This is a genomic window from Staphylococcus sp. FSL W8-0056 (assembly GCF_037963075.1).
Lineage (GTDB): Bacteria > Bacillota > Bacilli > Staphylococcales > Staphylococcaceae > Staphylococcus > Staphylococcus aureus.
In genome coordinates this window covers 921337-939723 of the sequence record NZ_CP150142.1, presented here as the reverse complement: position 1 = coordinate 939723, position 18387 = coordinate 921337, and the positions used below count along the sequence as shown (strand labels likewise).

General features: G+C 32.7%; 16 protein-coding genes. 1 reads left to right on the top strand and 15 read right to left on the bottom strand.

Features of this window, described 5'->3' with window-relative positions:
- Positions 1–84: 84 nt before the first annotated feature.
- Together NSS86_RS04815 and ylqF are read right to left on the bottom strand one after the other, a co-directional pair.
- Positions 85–852: a ribonuclease HII gene (locus NSS86_RS04815; protein WP_000176393.1), complete on the bottom strand. Its 768-nt coding sequence runs from the start codon at positions 850–852 to the stop codon at positions 85–87.
- The gene (ylqF, locus tag NSS86_RS04810; RefSeq protein ID WP_000236722.1) at positions 836–1720 is read right to left on the bottom strand and encodes a ribosome biogenesis GTPase YlqF; all 885 of its coding nucleotides are present in this window, start codon (positions 1718–1720) and stop codon (positions 836–838) included. Before ylqF ends, NSS86_RS04815 begins: the two co-directional genes overlap by 17 nt.
- A gap of 400 nt (positions 1721–2120) precedes the next feature.
- Here ylqF and yfhO point away from each other — a divergent pair, with 400 nt between their 5' ends.
- Positions 2121–4727 (top strand): lipoteichoic acid-specific glycosyltransferase YfhO, encoded by a 2607-nt coding sequence (gene yfhO / locus NSS86_RS04805; protein WP_000915238.1) that lies wholly within the window; start codon positions 2121–2123, stop codon positions 4725–4727.
- A gap of 244 nt (positions 4728–4971) precedes the next feature.
- Here the strand turns inward: yfhO and rplS are convergent, their stop codons facing one another.
- The 13 genes from rplS to plsX all read right to left on the bottom strand — a co-directional run bounded on the left by rplS (position 4972) and on the right by plsX (position 18385).
- Complete coding sequence (gene rplS / locus NSS86_RS04800) at positions 4972–5322, bottom strand: 50S ribosomal protein L19 (RefSeq protein ID WP_000181402.1); 351 nt, start codon at positions 5320–5322, stop codon at positions 4972–4974.
- Between the two features lie 102 nt (positions 5323–5424).
- Positions 5425–6162 carry a tRNA (guanosine(37)-N1)-methyltransferase TrmD gene (gene trmD, locus NSS86_RS04795; RefSeq protein ID WP_000687330.1) on the bottom strand — a complete coding sequence of 246 codons (738 nt, stop codon included), beginning with the start codon at positions 6160–6162 and terminating at the stop codon, positions 5425–5427.
- Complete coding sequence (gene rimM / locus NSS86_RS04790; RefSeq protein WP_001261987.1) at positions 6162–6665, bottom strand: ribosome maturation factor RimM; 504 nt, start codon at positions 6663–6665, stop codon at positions 6162–6164. The genes trmD and rimM overlap by 1 nt, the downstream gene beginning before the upstream one ends.
- Positions 6666–6852: 187 nt before the next feature.
- Entirely contained in the window at positions 6853–7128 is a 276-nt protein-coding gene (gene rpsP / locus NSS86_RS04785; protein ID WP_000268756.1) for a 30S ribosomal protein S16, read from the bottom strand.
- Between the two features lie 434 nt (positions 7129–7562).
- Positions 7563–8930, bottom strand: a complete 1368-nt coding sequence (ffh, locus tag NSS86_RS04780) for a signal recognition particle protein (RefSeq protein WP_000863468.1) — start codon at positions 8928–8930, stop codon at positions 7563–7565.
- 25 nt (positions 8931–8955) lie between these two features.
- Positions 8956–9288, bottom strand: a complete 333-nt coding sequence (locus NSS86_RS04775; RefSeq protein WP_000531320.1) for a putative DNA-binding protein — start codon at positions 9286–9288, stop codon at positions 8956–8958.
- On the bottom strand, positions 9275–10525 hold the full coding sequence (ftsY, locus tag NSS86_RS04770) for a signal recognition particle-docking protein FtsY (protein WP_000007678.1): 1251 nt from the start codon (positions 10523–10525) through the stop codon (positions 9275–9277). The genes NSS86_RS04775 and ftsY overlap by 14 nt, the downstream gene beginning before the upstream one ends.
- Positions 10525–14091: a chromosome segregation protein SMC gene (smc, locus tag NSS86_RS04765; protein ID WP_000262698.1), complete on the bottom strand. Its 3567-nt coding sequence runs from the start codon at positions 14089–14091 to the stop codon at positions 10525–10527. The genes ftsY and smc overlap by 1 nt, the downstream gene beginning before the upstream one ends.
- Positions 14092–14237: 146 nt before the next feature.
- Positions 14238–14969: a ribonuclease III gene (gene rnc / locus NSS86_RS04760; protein ID WP_000043237.1), complete on the bottom strand. Its 732-nt coding sequence runs from the start codon at positions 14967–14969 to the stop codon at positions 14238–14240.
- A 115-nt stretch (positions 14970–15084) separates the two neighbouring features.
- Complete coding sequence (locus NSS86_RS04755; protein WP_000426914.1) at positions 15085–15318, bottom strand: acyl carrier protein; 234 nt, start codon at positions 15316–15318, stop codon at positions 15085–15087.
- A 434-nt stretch (positions 15319–15752) separates the two neighbouring features.
- Positions 15753–16487, bottom strand: a complete 735-nt coding sequence (fabG, locus tag NSS86_RS04750; protein WP_000167269.1) for a 3-oxoacyl-[acyl-carrier-protein] reductase — start codon at positions 16485–16487, stop codon at positions 15753–15755.
- The gene (fabD, locus tag NSS86_RS04745) at positions 16480–17406 is read right to left on the bottom strand and encodes an ACP S-malonyltransferase (RefSeq protein WP_000047343.1); all 927 of its coding nucleotides are present in this window, start codon (positions 17404–17406) and stop codon (positions 16480–16482) included. The genes fabG and fabD overlap by 8 nt, the downstream gene beginning before the upstream one ends.
- Positions 17399–18385 carry a phosphate acyltransferase PlsX gene (plsX, locus tag NSS86_RS04740; RefSeq protein ID WP_339302349.1) on the bottom strand — a complete coding sequence of 329 codons (987 nt, stop codon included), beginning with the start codon at positions 18383–18385 and terminating at the stop codon, positions 17399–17401. Before plsX ends, fabD begins: the two co-directional genes overlap by 8 nt.
- Positions 18386–18387 lie beyond the last annotated feature (2 nt).

Sequence of the window (18387 nt, the reverse complement as noted above, 5' to 3'; positions counted from 1 at the left end):
TAAGTTCCCTTACAATTATAAAAAATGTAAGCGCTATTGTAAACTTAAATGCTACTTTTTTATCATTTAATTGAATTTTACGATTTACAGTAACGATTTTATAGGTTCAAAGCTTTTTCTATGCTCTTTCATAATGCCAATATCATCGATTGCTAGTAAATGTTGTTTGGTACCATAACCCGCGTTTTTTTCAAAACCGTATTCAGGATAATCTTTAGATAACTGTGTCATATAATCATCACGAAAAACCTTCGCCATGATACTTGCAGCTGCAATGGACACACTTCTTGCATCACCCTTGATTAAAGATACTTGAGGCAGTGCATTATCAAGCGTCATCGCGTCTATCAATAAATGCGTTGGTTGTACTGATAATCCATCAATAGCTCGCTGCATGGCGATTTGAGTAGCTTTATAAATATTAAATTCATCTATTTCTTCAGCTGTCGCGATACCATATGCAAAAGCAGTAACTTCATTTTTTAGTGCTTCATTTAATTCTAGACGTTTCGTAATAGGTACTTTTTTCGAGTCATCAAGGCCCAAATAATTGTGATTTGAATTTAAAATTGTTGCGCATGCAACGACTGGACCTGCTAAAGGTCCTCTTCCAACTTCATCAATCCCACAAATAATAGCATTAGGATGCTCTTTTAATATTTCATTTTCAAAGTAAGTCATTTCAACATACTTTTCTTTTAAAGCTTGTTCTTTTTCTAACGCTTTTCTGCGCCTAGCTATGGCATTTTGAACACCTTTTCGCTCATCTAAAAAGCATTCATGATTTTCTAATTCTTCTATTGTATTAACCGCATTAATCAACTGCGTAACTTCTTTAATTGTTAGCGTCATTTGCTAATTCCTCAGTCATATCTTTAAAAATATCAAAACAATAATTTCCTATTTTAGCATTTCGAATATCATAAATAATCAGTTCAATGACTGCTTCGTAATCAATTTCATTACCACGTCGAATTAAGCCACGTTTTTTCCCTATCGCATCAAACCACGCTATGATTTCTGCATCTTCAGGAACTTCAATATTATAATGTGACTTTAATCGCGCTAAATCATTTTGAATTAAAAAGTTTAATCCATAGATGGCAACTTCATCTAAGTGCACAATACTATCTTTTATCGCACCAGTTAAACTCAACTTCTTACCGACTTCTTCATCTTCAAATTTAGGCCAAAGTATCCCTGGTGTGTCTAATAGTTGTAATGCATTACCAACTTTAATCCATTGTTGTTGTTTGGTCACACCTGGTTTATTACCAGTCTGCGCAATACTACGCTTTGCCAGTTTATTTATTAATGTGGATTTACCAACATTTGGAATTCCAACGATCATTGCTCTTATCGCTCTAGGTTTAAGTCCTTTCGCTTTTTCGCGTTCAAATTTTTCAGCAGTCGCCTTAATTGCTGCAGCTTCCACTTTCTTTAAATTTTTACCGTGCTTAGCATCCACTGATACAGGATAGTATCCTTTATCAATAAAAAATTGTTCCCATTTTGACATCTCATTTAAATTAGACATATCTTTTTTATTTAATATAACAACACGTGGTTTTTGGTTAATAACTTCATCTATCATAGGGTTTCTTGAACTATATGGAATTCTTGCATCTACTAGTTCAAACACTACATCTACTTTTTTTAATTGTTCACTTACTTCTCTTTTGGCTTTCGCCATATGTCCTGGATACCATTGAATAACCATTCAATTCACCTTACTTTCGTCAATTCTTTTCTCATTATTAAAATCTATAACCTGTTAATTATAGAACAAATTCATTAATTCAACTATATTTATTTTAACATTGTCACACTTCTTAACAATGCTTTAGATTTAGGTAAAAGTGATTATTTCAAGTTTTCTACAATTAAAAATCATCATTTGTTAAATCTAAGTTACTTATTAAGTGACATTCATCTTTATCAGTATGACATTTTTATTATTCAATATATTTGTTTAATGATAAACTGAAAATGATCCAAAGTTTAAGTAACTATGATAAGGTATCTGTTCCACAGTCATCTTCGTCTTTACCTATCAAGAACCTCATTAACTTTAGTTTCAGTTAAACTTAATTTTAAATTTGAAAGTTGAGGATAATGTTGTGTTAAAAAAGTGGCTAAATTCAAACGTCAAACAATTCTTTGTTATAACTTTCATTAGTGTAATATTAACGCTTATTTTATTTTCTACTCATATCTATGATTATATTGTGAATGGTACTGTTTTTAGTGGGGCTGGAGATGGATTCCGTCAAATGATGCCATTTCAAATGTATTTGTATGAACATCTAAGTAGTTTTTCTAGTTTATATGATGCATCGTTTGGATTAGGTGGCGATTATATGAAAGGACTATCATATTATTATTCGCTGTCACCTTTAATGTGGCTAAATTTTCTATTCATTAAAATAGGAGAAACGGTTGGTATATTTAATCCGACAACAATACATTTTTGGCCGACAAACCAACTTATTATGGCTATGATACGAGCTATCATAACATTTGTCGTGACCTTCTACTTATTTAAAATATTACACTTTAAACGCTCAACAAATATGATCGCTACGATTTTATACGGCATGTCAACTGTCGTTATATACTTTAATTTTACTTGGTCATTTTATGGAAATTTATTATATTTATTGCCATTATCGATTCTTGGTTTGGAAAGATATTTTCAACAACGCAAAATCGGTATTTTCATTGTTGCGATAGCCTTAACACTATTTAGCAATTTTTATTTCAGTTATTATCAAGCTATTATTATAGGTTGCTACTATTTATATCGACTCATTTTCACTTACAAATATGACATTGTCTCTAGAACACAAAAATTTATTTGCGTCATATCTGCTACAGTTTTGAGTGTGTTATCAAGTGTATTTGGTTTATTCACTGGCATTTCTGCGTTTTTGGAAAATGACAGAAAGCAAAATCCCAATGTTGATATACCGTTTTTGACACCACTTGATTATCATTATTTTTTCTTTAGCGATGGATTTTATATTACGATTTCAATTCTTACTATCGTTGCATTATTGTCATTCAAACTGTATCGTTTTTACTTTTATAGACTTTTCGCAATAGTAACATGGATATTATTTATTGGTTCATTATCACAGTATTTCGACAGTGCTTTTAATGGTTTTTCATTTCCAGAAAGGCGTTGGGTGTATATCTTAGCACTATCATCAAGCGCTCTTTGCGGATTGTTTATTCAACATTTATCAACATTAAATATGAAATATTATTTAATCAGAACAATACCAGTAAGTATCATCGCATTACTTTATGTATTACTATCACCGACACACCCACTTGCACTTATAGTAGGTATTATCCTGCTAATGGTGCTTGCCGTTATTTTAAAATTTAGTTTATGGCGTTATAAAAAATTAACCGTTGCAATATTAGTATTAATCGTTATGATTCAACAAATCGTCATTTTAGATAACAACAAAAATATGGCAATCAAACCTTATCAACAATCATTATCAACGTTGAAACAACATGATTACCATAGTAACTATGTAAACCAGCTTATAAAAAAGATAAATCAAAATGCAACAGGCCCATTTAATCGCATTGATTATATGTCAGACTATGCATTAAATTCACCATTTATATATCATTATAATGGCATTTCATTATATTCTAGTATTTTTAATGGAGACATTTTAAAATATTATGACAAGACACTCCAAATTAATATGCCAATTGATAAAAACAGCACTTATAGATTACTTGGCAATCGTCAAAATTTACTATCACTTTGGAATGTTAATGATCGAATTAGAGTGAATCATGATGACAACTTACCATATAGATTTAAAATTAACTCTGAACACAAAGACAATAAAGTTCGTTGGATTCATTCTAAAAATACCATCCATTATCCAAGTGCACATATTACAAATAAGGTCTTTTCCAATAAAGAATTAAAATCTCCATTAGATAAAGAACAAGCAATGTTGCAAGGGATTGTTTCTAACAATACTAAAGATGTTAATACACATTTTAAAGCCAATAAAAATTTACTATCAGATTCAACAATTAAATTAAATAGTTCAGCCTGGCAATCTCCTACAAAACATTTATTACAAGTTAAACAAAATAATGGTGGTCTAACTGTACAGTTGCCAAAATCAGTTTCTAATCAATTTAAAGATTTGTATTTTGAAATGGATTTAGAATTACTTTCGCCGGATAAAGCTCATGATGTTAAAGTGAATGAATATACACAAGAAAGAAATAAACTCACTTATAAATATCGACGCTTTGTAACACCCGTAACGATACGCATTAAAGCTTCAGATAGAATTAGATTATCATTGCCTAAAGGTAAGTATCGAGTAAATTTAAAAGGGATATACGGCGAAGATTATACCACGCTTAAAGACGCTTCAAATTCATTAGAGGCTGTCAAAGTTAGTAAGACAAAGCAAGGTTATACTATTACTAAAAATAAAAATTCATCTGGGTATATTGTTTTGCCAACAGCATATAATCAAGGTATGAAAGCGACATCAGGTGATCAAAGTCTTAAAGTTGCACAAGTAAATGGTGTTATGACCGGCATTAAAGCACCTAAAAATATAACAAAGATTCAATTGAGCTATACCCCACCATACTATTATTTACTTATAACAATTACTATATTTGGCATTATATGTAGTATTATTTTCACGAGATGGGCAAGACAAAAATAATGTTGCTACGCATATATTTAATAAATCTACTAAGTCCTTTTCAATGGCACTTAGTAGATTTTTGTTTATATAAGCATTTTTGAGCAAACACGTTATGAATAAATAAGAAAAAAACAATTACATTATCAACTTTACATTAACTAAACAGCAAAAAAAGCCATCTATATCACTCCATAAAAGTGACCTAGATGGCTTTATTGTTTGAGTCGAATTTGACTCATACATAGCTTTGTTTAAATGCTGATTAACGAATTTCTTGGATTCTAGCAGCTTTACCACGTAAACTACGTAAGTAATATAATTTAGCACGACGTACTTTACCACGACGTTTAACTTCGATTTTTTCAATTTTTGGTGTGTGTAATGGGAATGTACGTTCCACGCCAACACCTGATGAAATTTTACGAACTGTAAACGTTTCAGAAACGCCACCGCCACGACGTTTAATTACAATGCCTTCGAATACTTGGATACGCTCACGAGTACCCTCAATGATACGTACGTGTACACGTAAAGTATCACCAGGACGGAAACTTGGTAAGTCTGTACGCAATTGTGATTTAGTTACTGCTTCGATTAATTTGTGATTTGTCATTATAAATTCTCCTCTTCAACCTATGTTCTTGCCTCGACAAATATATAGCAGCGGATCATAGTGATTTTTGTGTTTCCACACTCAGAATATGTTAGCACAATACTAACCTTTTTTCAATCCTATTTTATATCTTTCTAATATTTGCTTATCTTCATTAGTTAATGGATATTTTTCAATTAAGTCAGGTCTTTTATTATATGTGCGGATCAACTTTTGCTCATGTCTCCATGCATCAATATTGGCATGATTTCCAGACAATAAAACATCTGGAACTGTTAGACCCTTAAATTCACGTGGACGTGTATATTGCGGAAACTCTAATAACCCATCTGAAAATGAATCGTCTTGATGTGACTGTTCATTACCTAAAACACCTGGAATCAGTCTAACAATAGCATCAGTCATTGTCATTGCCGGTAACTCACCGCCAGTTAACACATAGTCACCCATTGATATTTCATCTGTGACAAGATGTGTTCGGATACGTTCATCGTAACCTTCATAATGTCCGCATATGAAAACGATGTGGTCAGCCTTGCTTAATTCAACAGCTTTCTGATGTGAAAATGGCTCGCCTTGTGGACACATTAAAATAACGCGTGTTTGTTCTGTGACATCTAAGTCTTCCATCGCATTAAAAACAGGTTCAGGCTTTAACACCATACCTTGTCCGCCACCATACGGATAATCATCTACTTGGTTGTGCTTGTTAATTGCATAATCTCTAAAATTAACCGTATTGATTTGTAATTTATTGTTTTCTTGGGCACGTTTCATAATTGAATGATTTAAAACACCATCAAACATTTCAGGAAATAAAGTTAAATAATCAATTTTCATTAATCCAACAATCCTTCCATTGGCGTGATGATAATTTTTTTATTTTCAACATCCACTTCTTTTACAACATCAGCAATATAAGGAATCAAATATTCTTTAGATCCTTTAATCACCCACACATCATTCGCACCTGTTTCAAATATATTAATTACACGACCTATTGGTGTTTCTTGATCATCAAAAACTGTACATCCTATAATATCTGAATAATAAAATTCATTTTCCTCAAGTACGATATCTTCATGATCACGCTCTTGATAAATAGAACTCCCTTTTAAATGCTCAATATCATTAATATTATTAATACCTTCAAATGTAAGCATATGAAGCCCTTTATGCACTCTATGTGACTTAACAGTATATTCAAGGTCGTTATTGTTATGCACAACTGTCAGCACTTGACCGGGTTGAAAACGAACGTCTGTAAAGTCTGAATTGGATTTTACTTTAATTTCACCTTTAATACCATGTGTGTTAACAATTTGACCAACTTCAACTCTCATTCTATTACCTCCAACTCTATGCTTTGAACACTTCTATTTTAATTGAAAATAATTCAAAGAAAAAGGGCACCATTATGGTACCCAATACGTTCTATATTACTAACATGTGATATTCCCAACGTATCATTGAGTAATAACTGTCAGTGTAAACGAGTTATTCTTATTGTTAGAACAATTTTACGCTAAATTACTTAGCTTTCTTTTGTTCGTCAAATTTTTTCATAATACCTTCTTTTGATAAGATATTGTGAACTGTATCAGTTGGTTTCGCACCATCATTTAACCATTTTAAAGCTAACGATTCGTCAACTTTAATTTCTGGAGCATTAGCGCTCGTTGGGTTATAAGTACCGATTTGTTCGATGATACGTCCGTCACGTGGAGAACGAGCATCTGCTACTACGATACGATAGAATGGATTTCTTTTTGAACCTAAACGTGTTAAACGAATTTTAACTGCCATTTATAAAATCTCCTTTAAGTCATGTTTTAATTTTTATTTTCTACAAGAAATAATATTAACAGGTGTATGAATGTTTGTAAAGAGTTTTTTCTTTACCAGGAAAATTATTGAACCTTTTTCTTACAATAATAACTATGTGATTACTAAATTAGACTGTTAATAGGTTATAAAAATTCATAGTAGCCTTCACCACCTACGTGTTAAGTTAATTTATCTCGTAAGGACATGAATGGTACCACTTCTAACGCACATGTTCCACCAATATAACTTATTAATATTAGCAACAATAACCTCATGTTCTAGCAAATCCGCAATTTCAGTTTTTAATTATTATTGTGTATCTAAAAATATGCACCCCATAAAGTTATATTCTTTAGTATAACTTTCGGGATGCACATCTCATTGCAACAAAAATCAGCGTGTTATATTAAACATTAAAACGGTAAATTCATACCTTTTAACATATTTTGCATTTGATTGCGTTTACCTTTTTTACCTTTACCGCCACCAGTGAATTGTTTCATCATTTTCTTCATATCGTTAAATTGTTTCATCAAACGATTGACTTCTTGTAATGAACGACCAGACCCTTTAGCAATACGCTTTTTACGTGATACATTCAATGTGTCTGGATTGTTTCTTTCAGCCGGCGTCATTGACTGGATAATCGCTTTAATATGATCAATTTGCTTTTCACTCATATTAAGCTTATCTAGCCCTTTCATTTTATTCATACCTGGAATCATTTTCATAATATCATCCAGTGGTCCTAGATTTTTCACCTGATCAAGTTGTTCTAAAAAATCATCTAAAGTAAACGATGACTCACGCATCTTTTTCTCTAAATCTTTTGCTTTTTCTTGATCCACATCTTGTTGCGCTTTTTCAATTAAACTTAACACATCACCCATACCTAAAATACGTGATGCCATACGTTCAGGATGGAATAGCTCTAAACCATCTAACTTTTCACTCATACCAACAAATTTAATTGGTTTTTGTGTCACCGAACGAATAGATAAAGCTGCACCACCACGTGTATCACCATCTAATTTAGTTAAGGTAACACCTGTGACATCAAGTTGATCGTCAAAAGATTCTGCAACATTGACAGCATCTTGACCCGTCATTGAATCGACAACTAACATAATTTCGTTTGGTTTAGCAATTTCTTTTACTTCTTTTAATTCGTTCATCAATGCTTCATCGATGTGTAATCGACCTGCTGTATCAATGATTACAAAGTCTAAATGTTCTTCTTTAGCATGTTTTAATGCATTAGTTACAATTTGTTGTGGCTTTACTTGATCTCCTTCACTGTATACAGGAATATCAATTTGTTTCCCTACTGTTTGTAATTGATTTATCGCTGCTGGACGATAAATATCTGCTGCAACTAACATAGGTTTTTTGTTGTATTTTTTACGCATCAATAATGCTAATTTACCTGCAGTTGTTGTTTTACCAGCACCTTGTAAACCAACCATCATAACAACAGTAGGTGGTTTATTTGACATATTAATCGATGTATTTTCTCCACCCATCAACTTCGTTAATTCATCTTGAACTATTTTAATAACTTGTTGCCCTGGTGTTAATGATTGCATTACATCGGAACCTAATGCGCGTTCTGATACTGTTTTAATAAATTCTTTTACCACTTTAAAGTTTACGTCAGCCTCAAATAACGCTAATCTTACTTCACGCATCATTATCTTTATATCAGCTTCAGTAAGTTTACCCTTACCACGCATTTTTTGCATCGTCGCTTGCAGGCGTTCTGATAAGCCTTCAAATGCCATATCGATGTCCTCCCTCAATTTATATCTATTCTAAGTCTTCTAATTGTTGAATATAACGTTGTATTTGTTCTGGATTACTTAAATGTTGTTTCATTTCATCATATATTTCTCGGCGTTGCTCAAATTTCTGGTATAATTCCAATTTCTTTTCATAATCTTCAACTAAATCGCCAGTTCTTCTTATATTATCATAAACTGCTTGTCTACTCACATTAAAAGTATCTGCGATTTCACTTAAAGAATAATCTTCGAGATAAAATAATTCCAAATAATTACGTTGTTTATTCGTCAATAAGGATTGATAAAAATCAAACAAATAATTCATTCGTAACGTTTTAACTAAATCATTTTGCCCCATGATTATCGTCCTTTTCTTCTGTTACAATTTGATCATTTTCAACTGTTGTTATTTCGTCATTTTGTTCAATCATATCAGCGAATAAGCCGTAGACATAACTTTCAGGGTTAAATGGTTGTAAGTCATCTAATTGCTCACCTAAACCTACATATTTAACTGGAATGTGCAATTCATTACGAATGGCTAATACGATACCACCTTTGGCTGTACCATCTAATTTCGTTAATACAATACCTGTAACATTTGTTACTTCTTTAAAGTTTCTAGCTTGTGACAACGCATTCTGACCAGTTGTAGCATCTAAACATAGTAATGCTTCATGAGGCGCATCTGGCACTGCTCGATTAATTACACGCTTAACTTTTTCTAATTCTTGCATTAGATTTGTTTTATTTTGTAAACGTCCAGCGGTATCACAGATTAAAATATCAACACCTTTGTTTTTAGCGGCATTAATCGCATCATACATAACAGCAGCTGGATCAGAACCTTCACTTTGGCTAATTACATCTACACCAACACGTTCGCCCCAAACTTTCAATTGATCAATAGCACCCGCTCTAAAAGTATCGCCCGCAGCTAACATTACTTTTTTACCTTCCATTTTATATCGGTAAGCTAATTTTCCAATTGTTGTTGTTTTACCAACACCATTCACACCGACCATTAAAATGACATTTAAACGACCATCTTCTATGTTCATAGCTTCTGAATTATCATCTTCTTGATGGTAAATCTCTACGATTTTTTCAACAATGACTTCACGCAAATCTTCAGTATCTTGAATATTACGTCGTTGTGCTTCCATACGTAATTCTTCAGTTAACGTCATCACTGTATTAAAACCGACGTCTGCAGTGATTAACATTTCTTCTAAAGCTTCAAAAAAGTCTTCATCTACTTTACGATATCTCGCTATCAAATTATTTAATTGTTCTTGGAAATTTTGACGAGATTTTTCGAGTCCTGCTTTAAATTTAGCACCCATTTTTTGAGCTTCAATTTCTTCAAAATCTTCAATTGATATTAAGCCATCGTCATCAAAATCCGCTTCACTCAACTTGCGTGGCTTCTTTTTCACTTCAGCATTTTCTGCTAAATCATTTACGTCCTGCGTTGAACCTTCAGAATGTGTATCTTCTAATTTGTCTTGACCTTGTTCTTCTCTTAAGGATTTAACTTCTTCATTTTCTTTATTTGTTGCAAACTTATCTTTTAAGCGTTTAAAAAAGCTCATTATTGCTCCTCCTTCAACACATCATCTATTGTATTTAAATTCACACTCACAAGTTTAGTAACACCTGATTCTTGCATTGTTACACCGTATAACCTATCTGCAAATTCCATTGTTCCTTTACGGTGTGTAATAACAATGAATTGTGTTTCGTCTGATAACTCATTTAAATATTTTGCGTATCTAATAACATTTGCTTCATCTAGTGCAGCTTCAACCTCATCTAATATAACAAAAGGTGCAGATCTTACTTTTAAAATTGCAAATAGTAAAGCAATAGCAGTTAATGCACGCTCACCACCACTCAGTAACGATAAATGTTGCAACTTTTTACCCGGTGGTTGTACCACAATATCAATACCAGCTGTTAAATAATCGGCTTCAGTTAATTGCAATTCTGCATCGCCTCCACCAAACAATTGTTTGAACACAGCTGTAAAATGTCCTTGAATAGCATGGAAAGTTTCTTTAAATCTTTCAGTAACCTCTTGATCCATTTCACTTATAATTTGCTCTAATGTTTCTTTAGCTTTACGAAGATCTGTACGTTGTTCACTTAAAAATGTATAACGTTCATTTAACTCTTCAAATTGTTCAATTGCATTTAAGTTTACAGGACCTAGTTCATCAATCGACATCTTCATTAACTTAACTTTTTTACGTAATGCGTCAATCGATTCATCACTCGTATATTCAGATTTCGCACGTTCAACAGTCAATTGATATTCATCATTTAAATGATCTATCGCATGATGAATTAATACATCTAACTTTGATTGTTCAGCTTTAATATCTTGGTAGTGATTTTCGATAGCTAAAATATCTTGGTGACAAACTTGTAGTGTAGCTTCCTGCGCATCGATTTGTTCATTCAACTCAATACGTTGTTGTTTCAATTTATCTAATTCATCAGATAAGCGTGTTCTCGTTTCTTGTTGACCATTAATTTGATCTTTAATATTTTGAAAAGCTTGTTCGCCCATCACTTCATCCGAATTAAAGAATGCAATTTTTTCTTTAACATCTTTTAATTGATGTTTAGTTTGTTGACTTTGATTATTTAATCGATCTATTGTCTGTTGTTGTGTTTTAATACGCTCTTTAACCACAGCAAGATCAGATTGTTTCTGATGTAACGTTTGTTGTGTTTTAGTTACGCTTTCCTTACCTTCTTTAGAAAGTTTTGTGTAGCGTTCAATTTCATCTTCTAGTCGTTTTAAAGATGCTTTAATACTTTCTAAATGAGTTTCTTTTTCACTCAAAGTTTGTCGACTTTTGTCACTCGTATAACCATCATTTTTTTCAAATTCGAATTCTTCATGATCATTTTTTATTTGTGTTTCTTGTGTAGTTAATCTATCGAGCTCCATTTCAAAATGATGCACTTGCTCTTTAAGTGTATTATGCTTTTGACTTTTTTCAAAATACAGTTCACTTAATTGATCACTTTTTATCTTCAACTCTTTAAATTGTTGTTCAAATGATTCTGTTTGACGCAAGTAATCTTCTAATTGGTGTCTCATTGTTGTCAACTCGTCTTTTTGAGACAGAATACTTTTGGACTTACGAGCGCCACCACCAGTCATAGAACCACCAGGGTTTACAATATCACCTTCCAAAGTAACAATACGAGTTCGATATTTAATCGCACGTGCCAATTCATTTGCATGCTTTAAATGATCAACGATAATCGTATTACCTAATAAATTCCCGATAATATTTTGATATTCTGGTGCTACTTTCACTGCTTCCGAAGCAATACTAATAAATCCGTTTGCCTCTTTAGCAATAGATTTAATATCAGTCGCTACCACTCTACTCTGTATAACATTTAATGGTAAAAACGTCGCACGACCTAAATTACGTTCTTTTAAAAATTGAATAGCCTGGCGTCCATCTTTTTCTGAATCTACAATGACATGTTGTAATGAAGCACCTAATGCTGTTTCAATTGCCTGAGTTAATTTAGATGGCACATCAATAATTTCCGCAACTGCACCATGAATACCCTTTAATTCTTTATTTTTAGCTTTCAAAATATGTTTGACGCCATTGAAAAAATAAGTGTATTCTTCCTCTTGCGTTGCCAAACTATCAATACGTGTTTTCATTTTTTCGGTATATCGATATGCTTGATACAATTTCTCTTCGTATTCATTTTGTGCTTTTTTTGTATCAGTGAGATCTTTTTCTATATTTTTAATTTCTTTATCTACAGCAGAAAGTTCTTTGTTGGTCTGTTGATATTCTTTTTTTGTCGTTTTTATTTGACCCTGAATATCTTTCAATTGCTCAAAAACTTCAACTAATCGAGAATCTAGTCTTGATTTTTTAGCCTCATTCTCTTCTATAGTATGCTTTAAAAAACGAATATCATTGTTAACATCTGATTGCTCTGACATTAATGTATAGTATTCGTTTTTAATTTCTTCCAATTTTTCATCATGTGCTTCGTCTGAAACATATAGTTGTTCTTCAAGTTCACGAATGACAGCATTGAGTTCTTTTTGTTTACTTTTCAGAGACTTATAAGTATCTTGAGCTTCAGAAATCTCATTTGATATATTTTCTAAAAGCTCCATTAAATTTTCTTGTTCTTCTTCATATCGTGCATTTGTTTCAGATTGATTTTTCTTACGTTCTTCTAAAACATTTAATTGTCCCGTATATTTTTCAAAGGCTTCCGTAGCTTTTACTAATTGATAATTAAGCGATTCAACATCGTTATCAAGTTGATGTCGTTTACCTTTATATTGTTGAATTTGTTGGCTTAAACGTTGCTTGTCAGCTTCTTTATTTGCTTGTTGACCTTGTAAATCATTTAAACGTTGATCTAATTGTCTATTGTCATTTGTATATTGATCAATATCGTGCACTGTAACTACAATGTCACTATGTTTCATTTGATGTGAAAGTGTCTTATATTCTTTAGCTATAGCTGCCTCCTCTTTTAGAGGTTCTACGCGACCTTCCAAATCATATAAAATGTCTTCTACTCTCGTTAAATTATCTTCTGTTTGGTCAAGTTTATTTAATGATTCAGCCTTACGTTTTTTATATTTAAGTACACCAGCCGATTCTTCAATAATTTGACGTCTATCAATTGGTTTAGCATTTAGTATTTCATCAACTCTACCTTGCGAGATAATGCTATACGCTTCTTTTCCCAATCCAGAATCTAAAAATAAATCGGCAATATCTTTTAATCTTGCACGGTCATTATTTATGTAGTACTCACTTTCACCACTTCGATACAATCTTCTTGTTACAATAACTTCGTTTTCATCAACACTGAGCTTTTTAGAATGATTATCTAATCTTAACTGTACTTCAGCATAATTTTGAGCTTTGCGATGTTCTGCACCTGAGAAGATAATATCTTCCATTTTTGAGCCACGTAATGATTTAGCCGATTGTTCACCCAACACCCATTTAATAGCATCTGTAATATTACTTTTACCGCTTCCATTTGGACCAACAATTGCAGTTACACCTTTATCGAATTGAACATTGGTTTGATCTGCAAAAGACTTAAATCCAATGGCATCTATTGATTTTAAATAAACCATCCTAAACTCCTTATCACAATTTTAAAGAACACATGTATACGATATTTTAATATTTGTATATTAAATTTCGAAGTTGTTCCATAAAATATTAAAAATTCTTCCTTAAATCCTAAATCGAACACCTATATGTCGTATCATATAAATTTCTATTTAATTTGTTTTAATTGCTTATAGGCACTTTCAGCAGCACGTTGTTCTGATTCTTTTTTCGTTTTCCCTTTACCTTCAGCTATTGCTTCCCCTTGCAGAATAACTTCTGAAGTGAATAGACGATGATGTGCCGGTCCCTCTTCTTTTATTAAATTATAGGTTACATCACCTTTATTTTGCTGGTGCACATATTCTTGGAATTGTGTTTTAAAATCTACCACGCCTAATAACTCATTTTGTTCTACATGTGGGAAAATAACTTTCTCAGCAAATTTCCAAACTATATCTAGTCCTTGATCCAAATACAATGCCCCAATAAATGCTTCGAATGCATCTGATATTAATGATGGTCTTGTACGTCCCCCTGTTTTCTCTTCACCTTTACCAAGTAAAATCATTTCGTTCAATCCAATTTTATTCGCAAATATTACAAGTGAGGGCTCACATACAATAGTGGCACGCATTTTTGTTAAATTCCCTTCTGGCAAGTTGGGATGTTTATCAAATAAATATCGTGAAACCGTCAATTCTAATACCGCATCACCCAAAAACTCTAAACGCTCATTATGGTCTAAACGATTCATATTAAAATCATTAATAAAACTCGAATGCGAAAATGCTTGTTGGTATAAATCAATATTTTGATAAGTAAAGCCTAACTCTGTCATTTTAGTATCAAAGCGCTTTCTAAAACGATTAACTATCTCACTTTTCTTTTGTTTAGACATTATTTTATCTCCTTTATGTGTTGCTCTTGAATCATCTTTAATTTTACGTTAAAACTATTGATAATTAAAGAAAAAAACTGAGTCGACAATACTGACGACCCAGATGTAAGATTTATTATTTTTCAAGACTGTTAATAAATTTAACAGCATCACCAACAGTGTTGATTTTTTCAGCTTCTTCATCAGGAATTTCAGTACCAAACTCGTCTTCTAATTCCATTACTAATTCAGCGATATCAAGTGAGTCAGCGCCTAAATCATCTTTGAAAGATGCATCTTCAGTTACTTTATCAGCGTCTACACCTAAACGGTCAACGATGATATCTTTTACTTTATCGAAATTTTCCACGTCGATTCACCTCCTTTAAAAATGCCTATACATAGACTATTATATTTTCCCATTTTAAATTCTAAAAAACAAGTAGAAATTTTAGAAACACTTATCAATTTATTGATTAGTGTTTCTTATGCATGAGCTTTAGCTCAGGTGTACCTCTATCCCAGTTATCAATTTATTGATTACTGCGTCTTTATCTTGAGCTTTAGCTCAGGCGTACCTCTATCCCAGTTATCAATTTATTGATTTCTGCGTCTTTATCTTGAGCTTTAGCTCAAGCGTTCCTCTAATCTTCTTATCAATTTATTGATTAGTGTTTCTTAGGGAGAAATTCTGGAACCTTATCTAGGTTGCTTAGAATTTCCCCCGCAAAGTTGACTAGGTCAGACAATTCTCCATTGGATGACCAGTCAACCACTGCGTCAATGAGCTTTAGCTCAAATATATTACATGTACATTCCACCATTTACATGGATTGTTTGACCTGTAATATATTTTGCTTTGTCTGATGCTAAGAACGCTACTGTATTAGCAATATCTGTGTCTTGACCAAAACGTGCTAACGGAATTTGAGTCAACATTTGTTCTTTAAGCTCATCACTTAAAGCATCTGTCATATCAGAAACAATAAAACCAGGTGCAACTGCATTTACAGTGATACCACGAGATGCTAATTCACGCGCCGCAGATTTAGTTAAACCAATAACACCTGCTTTTGTTGCAACATAGTTTGCTTGTCCCGGATTACCTACTGCTCCAACAACACTTGATAAATTGATGATAGCACCACTACGTTGTCTTAACATTTGTGGTGTTGCTTTTTGGATACAGTTAAATACACCTTTTAAGTTTGTGTCAATAACATCATCCCACTCTTGTTCTTTCATACGCATTAATAAATTATCGCGAGTAATACCTGCATTATTTACTAAAACATCTAAAGAACCAAATTGGCTAACTACTTCTTTAATCATTGCTTTAACTTCATCAGCATCGGCAACATTTGCTTGAATCGCAAAACTGTCAACACCTTTAGCTTTGATTTCTTCGACTACTGCTTCAGCTTTCTCTTTGCTGCCTGCATAGTTTACTGCTACATTATATCCTTCTTCTGCTAATTGTAACGCAATACTACGTCCAATTCCTCTTGATGCACCTGTTACTAAAGCACTCTTAGTCATTTTCATTCCATCCTTTCACATCTTCTAAAGTTTGAATTGATGTTAACTTAACATCTCTATTTATTTTTTTAATTAAGCCAGATAAAACTTTTCCAGGACCAATTTCAATAAAATGATCAACACCTTGGTCTATTAGCCATTCTGTTGAGTTAATGAATTGTACTGGTGAATATAATTGCTTGACCATATTAGATTTAATTACTTCTTTGTCAGTTTCACCTTGCGCATTTACATTTTGAACTACAGGAAACTTAGCATCACGCCATTCAAATTGATTAATGTAACTTGAAAAATCTTCTTCAATCACTTTCATTAGCGATGAATGGAATGGTCCAGATACTGCTAAAGGCATGACACGTTTTGCACCTAATGATTTACCTTTTTCTACTAGCTCATCAATTAAAGCTTTGTGACCTGAAACAACAATTTGACCTGGGCAATTAATGTTTGCTGGTTCAATTATTTTGTCATCAGATGATAATGACTTACAAATTTCATCGACTTTATCAAAATCTAATCCCAATACTGCAGCCATGCTTCCTACACCAGTAGGAAATGCTTGCGCCATTAATTGACCACGTTTTCTAACAATTTTAACTGCATCTTCAAATGATAATACGTCAGCTGCAACTAAACTTGAATATTCACCTAAACTATGCCCCATAGTAAAATCAGGATTCAAATTTTTTAGCGCTGCTAATAATGCCGAACTATGCGTCAATAAAGCTGGTTGCGTGTTTTCAGTTTCACCCAATTTACCTTCTTCATCAGTAAACATTGTCTCTAAAATATCAAAGTCTAACGTCTTTGCTGCTGAAGTTAAAATTTCAGTTGCTTGATCATTGTTATTAAACAAATCTTGTGCCATACCAACTTTTTGGGCACCTTGTCCCGGAAAAATAATTGCTGTTTTACTCATTTAATTCACCTACAGTCTCTTTCATTGTTTGTACAATATTTTGTTCTCCTGCGATTTTCGCTTGTCTAATTGCAGAATAAAAAGCTTTAGCATTTGAACTACCGTGTGCTTTAACTACAGTACCTTCCAATCCTAATAATACTGAACCACCGTATTCTGAGTAATCCATCTTTTTAGCGAATTCTGCTAAATCTTTCTTCAATATTGCACCTGCTAATTTATTTTTAGTACTACTCATAATCGTATCTTTTAACATTTTACCGATTGATTTTGCAGTACCTTCTAAATTTTTAAGGACCATGTTCCCAGTATAGCCATCGGTAACTACAACATCTGTATCGCCATCCATTAATGTCTTCGCTTCAATATTCCCAACAAAATTCAATGAATGATCTTGATTTAATAACTCAAATGATTTTTTCGTTAAACTATTACCTTTAGCTGGCTCGGTACCTATATTTAATAATGAGATTTTCGGATTATCAATACCTCTAATTTTTTGAGCATAAATATCCCCTAGTTGCGCATACTGTAATAAGTGTTCAGGTTTAGCATCAGCATTTGCACCAACGTCTAAAAAGACAAAACCTTTTCCATCAATCGTTGGCAATGTTACTACTAAAGCCGGTCTAGCTACACCTTTAATACGTCCAACAATGAATAAACCAACTGACATTAAAGCACCAGTATTACCTGCTGACACACATCCATCTGCTTCACCAGATTTCACAGCTTCAGCCATTTTTACCATTGAGCTATCTTTTTTACGTTTAATCGCTCTAACAGGCTCATCTTCCATTTCAATCTTTTCAGAACAATGTCTAAATTCGATTCGTTCATGGTTCAGATTATACTTTTTTTCGTCACCGAAAAGCATAATTTCTAGATTTTTAAAGTCTTCAACAGCCTTTTGTACGGCTTCTAATACGATATCAGGCGCATTGTCGCCACCCATCATATCAATTGCTAATTTAACCATAA

Bases quoted from the DNA above. Each gene is read 5' to 3' on its own strand.
- NSS86_RS04815 (WP_000176393.1), bottom strand. From the start codon at position 852: ATGACGCTAACAATTAAAGAAGTTACGCAGTTGATTAATGCGGTTAAT.
- ylqF (WP_000236722.1), bottom strand. From the start codon at position 1,720: ATGGTTATTCAATGGTATCCAGGACATATGGCGAAAGCCAAAAGAGAA.
- rplS (WP_000181402.1), bottom strand. From the start codon at position 5,322: ATGACAAATCACAAATTAATCGAAGCAGTAACTAAATCACAATTGCGT.
- trmD (WP_000687330.1), bottom strand. From the start codon at position 6,162: ATGAAAATTGATTATTTAACTTTATTTCCTGAAATGTTTGATGGTGTT.
- rimM (WP_001261987.1), bottom strand. From the start codon at position 6,665: ATGAGAGTTGAAGTTGGTCAAATTGTTAACACACATGGTATTAAAGGT.
- rpsP (WP_000268756.1), bottom strand. From the start codon at position 7,128: ATGGCAGTTAAAATTCGTTTAACACGTTTAGGTTCAAAAAGAAATCCA.
- ffh (WP_000863468.1), bottom strand. From the start codon at position 8,930: ATGGCATTTGAAGGCTTATCAGAACGCCTGCAAGCGACGATGCAAAAA.
- NSS86_RS04775 (WP_000531320.1), bottom strand. From the start codon at position 9,288: ATGGGGCAAAATGATTTAGTTAAAACGTTACGAATGAATTATTTGTTT.
- ftsY (WP_000007678.1), bottom strand. From the start codon at position 10,525: ATGAGCTTTTTTAAACGCTTAAAAGATAAGTTTGCAACAAATAAAGAA.
- smc (WP_000262698.1), bottom strand. From the start codon at position 14,091: ATGGTTTATTTAAAATCAATAGATGCCATTGGATTTAAGTCTTTTGCA.
- rnc (WP_000043237.1), bottom strand. From the start codon at position 14,969: ATGTCTAAACAAAAGAAAAGTGAGATAGTTAATCGTTTTAGAAAGCGC.
- fabG (WP_000167269.1), bottom strand. From the start codon at position 16,487: ATGACTAAGAGTGCTTTAGTAACAGGTGCATCAAGAGGAATTGGACGT.
- fabD (WP_000047343.1), bottom strand. From the start codon at position 17,406: ATGAGTAAAACAGCAATTATTTTTCCGGGACAAGGTGCCCAAAAAGTT.
- plsX (WP_339302349.1), bottom strand. From the start codon at position 18,385: ATGGTTAAATTAGCAATTGATATGATGGGTGGCGACAATGCGCCTGAT.